10 protein-coding genes are annotated in these 12,394 nt (G+C 64.3%); 2 read left to right on the plus strand and 8 right to left on the minus strand.

Annotation, left to right across the window (positions count from 1 at the left end):
• Window positions 1-15: 15 nt before the first annotated feature.
• The 4 genes from U4Y90_RS24995 to U4Y90_RS25010 form a co-directional block, all read right to left on the minus strand.
• Entirely contained in the window at window positions 16-282 is a 267-nt protein-coding gene (locus U4Y90_RS24995; protein ID WP_321798572.1) for a hypothetical protein, read from the minus strand.
• 228 nt (window positions 283-510) lie between these two features.
• Window positions 511-2,247: a ClcB-like voltage-gated chloride channel protein gene (locus U4Y90_RS25000; RefSeq protein ID WP_321798573.1), complete on the minus strand. Its 1,737-nt coding sequence runs from the start codon at window positions 2,245-2,247 to the stop codon at window positions 511-513.
• Window positions 2,248-2,483: 236 nt separating this feature from the next.
• Window positions 2,484-3,287, minus strand: a complete 804-nt coding sequence (locus U4Y90_RS25005; protein WP_321798575.1) for an aldo/keto reductase — start codon at window positions 3,285-3,287, stop codon at window positions 2,484-2,486.
• Window positions 3,288-3,313: 26 nt separating this feature from the next.
• Window positions 3,314-4,048, minus strand: a complete 735-nt coding sequence (locus U4Y90_RS25010) for a glutathione S-transferase (RefSeq protein WP_321798576.1) — start codon at window positions 4,046-4,048, stop codon at window positions 3,314-3,316.
• Between the two features lie 188 nt (window positions 4,049-4,236).
• Between U4Y90_RS25010 and U4Y90_RS25015 the strand changes: the two genes are divergently transcribed.
• Complete coding sequence (locus U4Y90_RS25015; protein WP_321798577.1) at window positions 4,237-5,478, plus strand: cystathionine gamma-synthase family protein; 1,242 nt, start codon at window positions 4,237-4,239, stop codon at window positions 5,476-5,478.
• Between the two features lie 38 nt (window positions 5,479-5,516).
• Here U4Y90_RS25015 and U4Y90_RS25020 read toward each other — a convergent pair whose 3' ends face one another.
• The 4 genes from U4Y90_RS25020 to U4Y90_RS25035 form a co-directional block, all read right to left on the minus strand.
• Window positions 5,517-6,455 carry a dimethyl sulfoxide reductase anchor subunit family protein gene (locus U4Y90_RS25020; protein ID WP_321798578.1) on the minus strand — a complete coding sequence of 313 codons (939 nt, stop codon included), beginning with the start codon at window positions 6,453-6,455 and terminating at the stop codon, window positions 5,517-5,519.
• Between the two features lie 20 nt (window positions 6,456-6,475).
• Window positions 6,476-7,195, minus strand: a complete 720-nt coding sequence (locus U4Y90_RS25025; protein WP_321798580.1) for a 4Fe-4S dicluster domain-containing protein — start codon at window positions 7,193-7,195, stop codon at window positions 6,476-6,478.
• An 11-nt stretch (window positions 7,196-7,206) separates the two neighbouring features.
• Entirely contained in the window at window positions 7,207-10,137 is a 2,931-nt protein-coding gene (locus U4Y90_RS25030) for a molybdopterin oxidoreductase family protein (protein ID WP_321798581.1), read from the minus strand.
• Window positions 10,138-10,204: 67 nt separating this feature from the next.
• Complete coding sequence (locus tag U4Y90_RS25035) at window positions 10,205-11,278, minus strand: YeiH family protein (protein WP_321798583.1); 1,074 nt, start codon at window positions 11,276-11,278, stop codon at window positions 10,205-10,207.
• 115 nt (window positions 11,279-11,393) lie between these two features.
• Here U4Y90_RS25035 and U4Y90_RS25040 point away from each other — a divergent pair, with 115 nt between their 5' ends.
• Window positions 11,394-12,284, plus strand: coding sequence for a LysR family transcriptional regulator (locus U4Y90_RS25040; RefSeq protein WP_321798584.1), 891 nt, complete (start codon window positions 11,394-11,396; stop codon window positions 12,282-12,284).
• The last annotated feature ends 110 nt before the right edge of the window (window positions 12,285-12,394 follow it).

Consider the following 12,394-nt stretch of genomic DNA (forward strand, 5'->3'; position numbering starts at 1 on the left):
TCGGTGAAAAGGGCGTCAGGTCTGCACCTGGATCGCCTGACTTGCCATGCCGTGACTGGGTGTGCGCGACTTCGGCAGCGGCACGTGGCGCCAGCGCGCGTGATCGAGATCCTGTGCGGAAATTTCCGGCGCGGGCGGCGCGACGGGTGCGGCGTTCACGCGCAACGCGGCGCGCGTCGCGGCAACGGCTGCGGCGGGCTCATCCGTCGAGCTCGTGTGCAGCGGCGCTGCGTAGCACGAGACCGAAACCAGGGCCATCGACAACAACGTTGAGGTCTTCATCGGGCAACCCCTCCTCACGTAGGCGGCGAAAAGCTCAAAGCAAAGCCTATGCCGATGAGCCTCTACGCTGCCCGCCGTGCACGCGGTCCGCCGGAGCGTTCTGCGCACGGGCGCGACGGGTGGGCGTCGCGCGGACATACTTCGAGTGAATTGTGAAGTCGGTCCGACTCGCGCGAAGCACGCGCGCACGCCGCGTCGCGCGCCGCGAAATTGCACGGCTGCGCACTTTCAGCGCGAAGTCGGATTCAAACGGAAGTATGCGTCCAGAAGCGAGGTTTTGTACACGACGCCGAGCAAAAGAGGCTGCGTCTTTTTCTCGATCACCGGCAGCCGTTCGCCCTGGAACGCGAGAAAGTGCTGCAGCGCTTCGCCGAGCGACATGTCGGGGGTGAGCACGTCGAATTGCGGCTGAAGATAATCGGCGGCGGTTTTGGACGCACAGGTCTTGTCGTCGAGCAGATCGGAGGTGATGTTCTTCAGCGCGACCACGCCCTGGAAGCGCCCGGCTTCATCGACCACGTACAGGTACTTCACGGGATATTCGAGGAACACGCGCGTCATGTCCTTGATGTTCGCGCTGAGCGGAACGACCGTGTCGGCGGGTTTGACGAGCTCGCGCATTTGCGTTGCGGCGAGACGCAGACGCTCTTTCTCCTCACGATTGCGCCGCAGCGTGACTTCGTACATCGAGGTCTGCTCGGACGTGCGCGCGATGAAGTACGCGATCACGCACGAGACCATCAGCGGCAGCATGACCTGATACGAGAGCGTCATCTCGAAGATCATCAAAATAGCCATGAGCGGCGCGTGCGTCGCGGCGGCGAGAAACGCGCCCATGCCGACCATGGCATAGGCGAAGGGCGCGGAGGTGGAGTCCGGCCAGATCGTGTGCACGCCGATGCCGAAGAGACACCCGAGCACCGCGCCGACGAAGAGTGTCGGCGTGAAGATACCGCCCACCGCGCCCGAGCCGGCCGTGGCCGCGGTCGCGATGATCTTGAAGACGAGCACGGTCAGCAGCGCCGTCCAGGTCCACGGCTCGTGCAGCAGCGAGTTCACGACTTCGTAGCCGTTGCCCCAGACCTCGGGCCACCAGATCGATATCACGCCGACGATCAGGCCGCCAAGGGCGAGACGCACGGGCAAGGGCAGCGGCAAGGTCGAGAAGCGCTTTTTCGATGCCCCTAGCAGCCGCAGAAAGTGCGGCGCGAGCACGCCCGACAACAGCCCGAGCACGACGAAAAGCAGCACTTCGATGCCGGTCACGGTCGGGAACACCGGCATCTCGTACGGTGGCTTGTAGCCGGCGAACTCGCGCATCGTGATATTGGCGACGACCGACGAAACGACGATCGGCCCGAAGCTTTCCATCGCCATCGAGCCGAGCACGAGTTCGGTGACGAAGAACGCGCCCGCGATGGGCGCGTTGTACGCCGACGTGATCCCCGCCGCCGCGCCGCACGCGACGAGCAGACGCAGGCGCGGCGGATCGAAGTGCACCCAGCGGCCGATCAGCGACGACGCGAGCGCGGCCAGTTGCACCATCGATCCCTCGCGGCCGATGGAGCCGCCGCTCGAAATCGTGATGAGCGAGGACAGGCTGCGCCATACGCTCTGCCAGACGGGCACGACGCCATCGCCGATGGTGACGGCCTCCATGTAATCCGTGCTCGAATTCTTGCTGGCGTGCTTGCGCGCGATCAGCAGACAGACGCCCGCGATGAGGCCGCCCACGGCCGGCAGCAGGACGCGCACCGGCCAGGGCAGGCCGCGGGCGAGCGCGACGAGACCTTCCGAATGATTGCCCAGCAGACGCTGGAGTATCTCGATGCCTTCGCGAAAGACGGAGGTGGCGAAAGCTCCGGCCACGCCGACGACGACCGCCCAGACGAGCATCGTATGCGAGTCCGACAGACGGAAGAGCCGTTGCGCGCGTGTACGGAGCTTGAGCAGGAATGAGAGCACTTTTGCGAAATCGTGGAAAGCTTAGAAGCAAATGGAATAAGGGACTCGCAAGAATAGCATTGCAGGACGCAGGACGCGTCTGTCCGTTCGTCGGAGTGGCGGCCGTGCGACGCGGTCGCCGGCGGAGGCGGCCGCGGCGATGAACGCCGTCACTGCTGCGGGAAGAGGCCGCCGGGCATCGAAATTCACGATGCCCGGCGGCCGTTGATGCATGTCAATCGAGGATCAGCGAAGCATCACCACTTCGGCGCGAACGGCGGATTCGCGTTGCGCTTGCCTTCGTCGAGCGCGTCGATCTTCGCGATGTCGTCGGCGTCGAGCCTGAGCTTCTGCGCGTCCCAGTTGGCCTTCTGATGCTCCGGATTCGTCGATGCCGACAGCACGACGATATCGCGCGACAAGAGCCACGCGAAGGTCACTTGCGCGGGCGTCGCGTGGTGCTTTTCGGCAATCGCCTTGAGCGTCGCGTCCGTGTGCGCGCGGCCTTCGCCGAGCGGCATGTAGGCGGTCACCTTGACGCCGAGTTGCTGCGTCGCGTCGACGAGCTTGCGGTTCGCGAGAAACGGGCTCACTTCGAACTGGTTGGTGACGATCTCTTTTCCGCCCGGCGCCTTAAGCGCTTCTTCCAGCAACGCAGCCGTGAAGTTCGACACACCGTAATGCCGGATCAGGCCGAGTTGCCGCGCTTCCTGCATCGCCGCGAGCGTTTCCGCGATGGGCACCGCGCCGTCGGGCGATGGCCAGTGCACGAGCGCGAGATCGATCGTGCCGATATCCAGCTTCGCGTGACTGTCCTTGAGGCTCGCGATGAGCGCGTCGCGGGAGAGCCGCTCCCACCACACTTTTGTGGTCACCCAGATGTCCTCGCGCGGCACGCCCGATTCGCGCACGCCCTGGCCGACGGCGGCCTCGTTGTTGTAGAACTGCGCGGTGTCGATATGACGATAGCCGATCTGCAACGCGCTTTTCACGGCGTTCGTGGTCTTCGCGGCATCGACGCGAAACGTGCCGAGACCGAATGAAGGAATCGTTTCTACCATGCTGGCTCCTGGTTTGCGTTGAGGGTTCAAGCGTCCTGATCGAGTTCGGGATAGTGCCTGAAAATGCCCGATTCGTTGAACGCGATGCGCCGCTCCGAATCGACATAAGCCGCGATGTTCGGCCGTTGCAGCACCGCATCGTGAATCGCCGCGACGCGCGGATACTGCGCGCCGAACTTCTTCATCGCGCGCGGAAAGGCGTAATGCAGGCCATCGACGATCTGAAAGATCGACAGATCGACGTAAGTCGTCGCGTCGCCGACCATCTGCGTGTCGCCGTGCGGGTTCTGCTTCAGCACGCGCTCGAAGTAGTTCATGAACTTGGGCACGCGCTTGTCGAGGAAACGCTGCGCGCGGATCTTCGCCGCGTCCTTCTGGTCCTCGTAGTACAGATCGGTCGCGAGCGGATGATGCGTGTCATGCACTTCGGTGACGAAATCGGCGATCGTCAGTTGCAGGCCATGCGCGACGTAGCGCAGGCCTTCCTCCATCGGCGCGAGCTTCAGCTTCGGCCCGAGATACAAAAGAATGTTCGCGACGTGCGGCACGATCAGCTCGCCGTCTTTCAGGAACGGCGGGGCAAAAGGGATGTGCGGTTCCGTCTTGCTGTTCAGCACGTTCATCATCGCGGCCGTGCCGTAGCCGCTTTTCTTCGACTCGCGCGCGACATCGATGTATTGCGCGCCGGCATCTTCCAGCGCGAGCCGCACGAATTCGCCGCGGCCCTGCAATCCGTCCCAGTAGTGGAGTTCGTAAGGCATGAGAAAGGGCTCCTCGTCGAGCATGCCGCATGGGCGGCGACAGATGAGTGTGCGCGTTTTCCGCCTGCGACGAAACGCGCGGACGAAGAATCGGCCGAGCAACACGCGTTCCCGTATCGCGACGGCGCCATGAATCGCCGTGAATCGTGCAAAATCGATGTTTTGCGATTCGACGCAGCGGAGAAAGGATGGACAAGCAAGGCTTCACCACAGGCATCGTTCACGGCGACAGAAGCACGGGTACGGAGCACGGCGGCGTGCGCCAGCCGATCCATACATCGGTGCAGTACGGTTTCGAGCGCGTGGAGGATCTGATCGGCGTCTTTCAGGGCACGAAGAAAGGCGGCTTCAACTATGCACGCCAGGGCACGCCGACGACCGCCGCGCTCGAGCGCAAGATCACGGGTCTCGAAGAGGGCGTCGGATCGATCTGCTTCAGCACCGGCATGGCGGGGCTCACGGCGGTCTTCCTGACCCTGCTGCGCGCGGGCGATCATCTCGTGTCGAGCCGCTACGTGTTCGGCAACACCAACAGCCTGTTCGGCACGCTGCGCACGCTCGGCATCGAAGTGACGATGGTCGACGCCACGTCCGCCGATAATGTCGCGAACGCGATCAAGCCGAATACGCGCATGGTGTTCGTCGAAACCATCGCGAATCCGGGCACGCAGATTCCCGATCTCGAAGGCATCGGCGCGTTGTGCCGCGAGCGTGGCCTCGCGTATGTCGTCGACAACACGATCACGTCGCCGGCGCTGTTCCGGCCCAAGGCGGTCGGCGCGAGTCTCGTCGTCAATTCGCTGACGAAGACTATCGCGGGGCATGGCGCGGCGCTCGGCGGTGCGGTGACCGATACGGGGCTGTTCGACTGGAGCGCGTATCCGAACATCGCCGACGAATACCGCAAGTCGCCGTCGAAAGAGCAAGGCTTGCTGCAGATCCGCAAGAAGGGGCAGCGCGACATGGGCGCATCGCTGTCGTCGGAGCAGGCGCATTCGATCGCGATGGGCGCGGAAACGCTCGCGCTGCGCGTCGCCAAATGCAGCGAGAATGCGCTCGCGCTCGCGCAGTATCTGGAGAAGCACGAGGCTATCGGGCGCGTGTTTTATCCGGGGCTGAAGAGTCATCCGCAATACGAGATCGCGCAGGCGCTGTTCAAGGGCGCGTCGTGGCTGTTGTCGTTCGAATTGCGCAACGCCGATCGCATGATCGAGGTCGTCAACGCGCTGCAACTGCCGGTCAAGGCGACGGGCCTCGGCGACACGCGCACGCTGATCATTCCCGTCGCGCCGACGATCTTCTACGAAGCCGGCCCGGAAGTGCGCAAGTCGATGGGCATCTCGGACGGCATGCTGCGGCTTTCGGCGGGCATCGAAGATATCGACGATCTGATCGCGGATTTTGCGCAGGCGCTCGAGCGTGCGGTGTAAGGACAGACGCGTGCCGGGCGGCACGCGTCCGTCGCGGATCACGACGCCCGCGCGTAATAGATGTTCTGCGGATGCCGCGCTTCGGCGAAGAAGAACCATCGCTCGGCGACGAGCCCCAGATACTGCGTCACGGCCGCGAGGCAAAACAGCGCGACCGACTGCGCGCTGATCCCGAGCAGCATCAGCACGAACGGCACGCCGAACGCGCCGGCAAGGAACGTCCACTTGATGCGTGCGATCGCTTGTGCCGATCGTCCATGAAAGAACTCGCGCAGGTTGAACGCGCCCGCCGTGAAGCCGCGCGATTTCTGCACGACGTTCGACCCCTTGATGCCCGTCGCGCTCTGCACGGTCGACTTCGGCCGCAGCTTCGCATTGCGCTTCAATGCGGCGACGCGCGTAGCGCATCCGGCGAGCGTCAACGTGCACGCACACGCGGCGAGGCCTGCCGCGAGCGACGGCGCAAGCCACGCGGCGCACGCGGTGGCGAGCGTGAATCCGGATGCGCAGCCGAGCAGCACGAAGTTGACCATCGTGAGCGGGGTCGCCCATTCCTGGAGGAAGCGCAGGCACGCGTAGATCATCGCGGTGCAGACGAAGAGCGCCGCCGACGCGATCACACCGATCAGACCGACGGCAAGCGTCCACGGCGCGCCCAGCCAGTGCGCGATGCCATACAGCGCTCCGCACGCGAGAAACGCGGGCAGACACAGGCATTCGCGCGATAGCCACGACGTGCGCCACATCGCGATGGCGCGCCACGCGCGCTCCGGATGCCCGAGATGAAAGAACGAGGCGATCAGCCCTAGGCCGCCGAGCAAGACCGACAACGCCGCCCCGACGATGAACAGCATCGGCGAAGGCATCGCGATCAAACCGAGCTTCGCGATCGCCTCGACGGCGACCAGCGCGATCAGCAAGCCTTGCGCGGCGCCGCTCAATGTCGTGAGAAATACGACGGAAAACGCGGGTTTCATGTTTGAGCTCCGATGGAAAATCAGACGCGCACGGCCATCGCCGCGAGATTCAGTTCGCCGTGCGAGTCGGCTGCGGCGGCATCGTCGGACTGGCAGCCGCACGCGCCGCCACTGCCGCAAGAATTCACGGGACGTCGCGGCAAATAGTGATTCGCGGGCTTCGTGTCCCATTCGGGCATCAGCTGATAGCCGCCGCGCTCTTCGATCGCCTTCGACACGACCGACTCCGGATCGTGGATATCGCCGAAGAGCCGCGCCGAGGTCGGACACGCGAGCACGCACGCCGGCTTGCGATCACGCTCGGGCAACGCCTCGTTGTAGATGCGATCGGCGCACAGCGTGCACTTCGTCATCTCCTTGCGTTCTTCGTCGAGCTCGCGCGCGCCGTATGGACACGCCCACGCGCAGTACTTGCAGCCGATGCACTTGTCGAAGTCCACGAGCACGAGCCCGTCTTCCTTGCGCTTGTAGCTCGCGCCGGTCGGACAGACAGGCACGCACGGCGGATCCTCGCAGTGCAGGCACGACTTCGGAAAGTGGATCGTTTCGGCGAGCGGGAACTCGCCCGCTTCATAGGTCTGCACGCGGTTGAAGAAGGTGCCGGACGGATCGGCGTCGTAGGGGCGCTGATCCGCGAGACTGCCTGCTTCGCCGGACGTGTTCCACTCTTTGCAGCTCGTCACGCAAGCGTGGCATCCGACGCAGACGTTCAAATCGATCACGAGGGCCATTTGGGTCATGTCGGTCTCCTTCAGTCGTTCGTATTGCGCTTGACGGCGTTGCGCAGACGCGCCGCGAACTCGCCGCGACCGGCGAAGTATGTCTGCACGACGCGCTGAATCGAACCGGTCATGCCGGGCGATGGACGCATTGGCGCGAATTGCGGCAGCGTGTGGTTCGCGTCGGCCTCGGCGGGATAGACGCGCACGCGCACGTCGTACCACGCGGCTTGTCCGGTGATCGGATCGGAGTTGGAAAAGCGCATGCCTTCACGTTCCGGGGCCGGAAGCTCGTCGGTGATGAGGTGATTGAGCAGGAAGCCGCGCTGCGATTCGTTCGCATCGGGACCGAGACTCCACGCGCCCGCGGCCTTGCCGATCGCGTTCCACGTCCACACCGTTCCCGGTTCGACCGCCTCGCTGTAACGCGCCATGCAGCGCACCTTGCCCCATTGCGATTCGACGTAGATCCAGCCGCCGTCCTCGATGCCGTTCGCCTTCGCCATGCGCGGATTCATGTACAGCAGGTTCTCGCCGTGAATCTGCCGCAGCCACGCGTTTTGCGAGTCCCACGAGTGATACATCGCCATCGGCCGCTGCGTGACGGCCGCGAGCGGATACTGCGCGAGATCGGTCGTATCGAGTTCGAGCGGCGCGTACCAGAACGGCAGCGGATCGAAATATTGCTCGATGCGCGCACGCAGATGTTCCGGCGGCTGCCGGCCTTTCGTGCGTCCCTGCGCGGCGAGGCGGAATTTCTGCATCACGTCGGAATAGAGCTGAATCAGGATCGGCTCGGCGAACTTGCGAAAACCCTTGTCGACCGCGAACTGCAGATACGGTCCGTTGCAGTTGCGCATGTACTGCAGCGACTCCGGCAGCGTGTAGTGATAGACGCAGTCGTGCTTCGCGTACTCTTCCCATTGATTCGGATTCGGCTCGCCGACGAGCGCATCCTTTCCGTCCTTGCCGCGCCAGCCGATCAGAAAGCCCACGCCGGAGCCCGGCGCCGTCTGATGATTGACGATGAAATCCGGATAGTCCCGATACTTGCGCTTGCCTTCGGGCGTCGTGAACGCGGGCAGCTTGAGCCGGCTGCCCAATTCGACGAGCACTTCCTGAAACGGCCGGCATTCGCCCGTGCGCGGCACGACCGGCACGCGCACCGAATCGACAGGACCGTCGAACTCGGAGATCGGGCGATCGAGCATCGACATCGCGTCGTGGCGTTCGAGATACGTCGTGTCCGGCAGAATGAGATCGGCGAACGCAGTCATCTCCGACTGGAACGCATCGCACACGACGATGAACGGGATCTTGTACTCGCCGCTTTCGTGCCTGTCGGCGAGCATCTTGCGCACTTCCATCGTGTTCATCGACGAGTTCCATGCCATGTTGGCCATGAAGATCATCAATGTGTCGATGGGATACGGATCGCCGCGCCACGCGTTCGTGATGACGCTGTGCATCACGCCGTGCACCGCGAGCGGATACTCCCACGAGAATGCCTTGTCGATGCGCACGGGCGTGCCGTCGTCGTGGATGAAGAGGTCCTCGGGCGCGGCGGGCCAGCCGAGCGGTCCGCTCGCGAGCGGCGTGTTCGGCTTGACCTGATCGGGATGATTCGGCGGTTTCGCGGACGGCGGCACCGCGCGCGGAAACGGCGACTTGTGACGGAAGCCGCCCGGGCGATCGATCGTGCCGAGCAGCGACATCAGCACCGCGAGCGCGCGGATCGACTGAAAGCCGTTCGAGTGCGCGGCGAGCCCGCGCATGGCGTGAAAGGCGATGGGATTGCCCGTCACCGAGTCGTGCTTTTTGCCCCAGCAGTCGGTCCATTCGATCGGCAGCGTGATCTTGTGATCGCGGCTCGCCTGAATCATTTCGGCGGCGAGGCGCCTGATCGTCGCGGCGGGAATGCCGGTGATGTCGGCGGCCCATTCGGGCGTGCACGACGCCGCCTGCTCGCGCAGCAGCGCGAAGGAGGGCGCGACGGGCGTGCCGTCGTCGAGCGTGTAGCGGCCATCGAGCGCGGGCTCGGCGTCGTCGGCATGATGCGCGACCGCGCGATTGCTCTTCGTGTCCCACCACAGATGATTTTGCGGAAAGAGCGCGTTGCGCTCGGGCGCGTCGCCGTCTTTCACGAAAAGGCCGAACGTGTCGCTCGCTTCGTTCATGTCGAGCAGTTCGGCCGCGTTCGTATAGCGCGTGACGAACTCGTGGTCGTACGCATCGGCGGCGATCAATTCGTGGATCAGCGCCATGAAGAGCGCGCCGTCGGTGCCGGGGCGGATCGGCACCCATTCGTCGGCGATGGCCGCGTAGCCCGTGCGGATCGGATTGATCGCGATGAAGCGGCCGCCCGCGCGCTTGAACTTCGATAGGGCGATCTTGAGCGGATTCGAGTGATGATCCTCCGCCGTGCCGATCATGAAGAAGAGTTTCGCGCGATCGAGATCCGGCCCGCCGAACTCCCAGAACGAGCCGCCGATCGTATAGATCATGCCCGCGGCCATGTTCGCCGAGCAGAAGCCGCCGTGCGCCGCGTAGTTGGGCGTGCCGAAGTTCTTTGCGAAGAGGCCGGTCAGCGCCTGCATCTGGTCGCGGCCCGTGAAGAGCGCGAACTTTTTCGGATCGGTGGCGCGAAGGTGCGCGAGCCGTTTTTCGAGCGTATCGAGCGCGACCTCCCACGAGACCGGCTCGAACTGCGCTTCGCCGCGCAATGCGTCGGGTTTTCGCATCAGCGGCTGCGTGAGGCGCGCGGGCGAATACTGCTTCATGATGCCCGACGCGCCTTTCGCGCAGATCACGCCTTGATTGAGCGGATGGTTCGGATTGCCGTCGATGTACCGGACTTCGCCGTCGCGCAGATGTACGCGGATGCCGCAGCGGCATGCGCACATGTAGCACGTCGTGGTCTTGACATCGAGCTTCTCGTTCTGGGTGCGAGCGCCGTGTTCCATGAGTGCTCCTTCAAAAAGCGATGTCGCGCGAGGGGGATGCTCGCGCGACGGGTACTTCAATGAAGCGTCAACCGAAGAGACGTTCGACGCCGAGCGTGATCAAGAGGCCGCCGCCGACAAGCCACACATACAGGATCGCACCGGTGGCGAGGGCACGCGGACCAGCCTGGCGGATCTGCGCGATGCGCGTCTCCATGCCGAGCGCCGTCATGGCCATCGTGAGCGCGAAGGTATCGAGCATGTTGATCGTGCTGGTCGCGGCATCCGGCAGCACGTGCAGCGAGTTCACGATGACGAGCGCGAGAAAGCCGAGCGCGAACCAGGGCACCGCGATCTTGCCTTTGCCCTGCGCCGAGCCGTCTGCCGACGCACTGCGCGAGCGGCTGATCCAGAAGCCGACCACGAGCAGCACCGGCACGAGGAGCATCACGCGCGTCATCTTCACGATGGTCGCGATATGCGTCGCTTCCGGGCTGACGTTGCTCGCCGCGCCGACGACCTGCGCCACTTCGTGGATCGTGCCGCCGAAGAACAGGCCCGCGCCGAGCGTATCGAGATGCAGCCAGCCGGCATTGAGCGCGAGCGGATAGAGGAACATCGAGAGCGTGCCGAACAGCACGACGCTGCCGACGGCCATCGCGCTCTTGTGCGGCTTCGATTGCAGGGTCGATTCGAACGCGAGCACTGCGGCCGCGCCGCAGATCGCGCTGCCGGCTGCCGTCAGCAGCGCGGTATCGCGATCGAGCTTCATCAGCTTCATGCCAGCCCAGGTGCCGATGACGAGCGTGCTGACGACGACCAGCACCGACACGGTGAATCCCGACACGCCTACTTGCGCGATTTCCTGAAGACTCACGCGCAGTCCGAAGAACGCGACCGCGATGCGCAGCAGCTTGCGCGCGGAGAAGTTGACGCCGGCGGCCCAGCTGTCGGGCATGCCGTGACGCAGTGCATTGCCGTAGATCGCACCCGCGACGATGCCGACGATCAGCGGGCTGATCCCGAGGCCAGAAATGGCGGGCAGGGAAGCGAGGCGCGTGACGGCAGCGGCGAACAGCGCGACGAAGAGAATGCCGTTGAGCTGCCCGCGCGTGGAGGACGCGGCTGGCGCCAAGGGTTGAGCGGACTGAAGCGTGGACATGGATGGACCCGTGATGAGATGGATGATGCGATGGGTTAATCCTATTCTCGATATATCAATATGAAAAATCGTGATTTAGAATGGCAAATATCGGATTAGCTGATATTTTCGACAAATGACCCCGGAACAACTGATAACTTTTGCAACAGTCGCGGAGCACGGCAACATCAGTCGCGCAGCGGTGGCGCTGCATCTGTCGCAGCCGGCCGTGTCCGGCCAGTTGCGGCTGCTGCAGGACGAATTCGGCGAGCCGCTGTATCAGCGCGACGGGCGCGGTGTCCGTCTGACCGCCGCCGGCGAACAGTTGCTCGGCCACGCCGAGCGCCTGCGCGAGACTTTTCGCGCGGCGCACGCGCTGCGCGACGCATTGCGCGGGCTCGAGCGCGGAACGCTGCGCATCGGCGCTAGCACGACGCCCGCGAGCTATCTGCTGCCGTATCTGATCGCGGCGTTTCACAAGCGCTTTCCAGATGTCGTCGTGACGACCATCGACGGCAATACGGCGGAAATCGTCGCCGCGCTCGGCTCGCTCGATATCGCGCTGGTCGAAGGCGCGCCCGGGCACGAACTGCCGCTCGGCACGACGGTCACGTCATGGCGCGAGGACGAGATCGTCGCGATCCTGCCGAACGGCCATCCGCTTGCCGACGGTCGCGACGCCGTCACGCTCGATGCGTTGAGCGAGCATCCGCTTGTGCTGCGCGAGCCCGGCTCGGGCGTGCGGCAGATCATCGAGCGTGCATTCGCGGATTGCGACGCGCCGATGCGCGTCGCGCTGGAAATCGCGGGTGTGGAGGGCGTGAAGGAAGCGGTGCGCGCGGGCATGGGCATCGGTTTCGTGTCGGCGATGTCGATCCGCCACGAGGACAGCGCGTTGCGACGCGTGCGCATCGCGCCGCAGCCGCTCACGCGGCGATTTTCGATCTTGCTGCCGCACGCGGCGACGCCGTCGCGCGTCGCCGCGCGTTTTCTGGAGTTGTGCGAGGAGCCGGGCCTGCTCGGCTAGGGAATTCCACTATGGCGCGTCGACGGCGCCCTGGCGCACCATTCGTTCTCAACAGGGCGCCACGGCGTCTTTTTTGAAAATCGTTTATGGAACCGGTTCCAAAAGAAATT

Origin of the sequence: Caballeronia sp. J97, assembly GCF_905220305.1 — a bacterium.
Classification (GTDB): Bacteria; Pseudomonadota; Gammaproteobacteria; order Burkholderiales; family Burkholderiaceae; genus Caballeronia.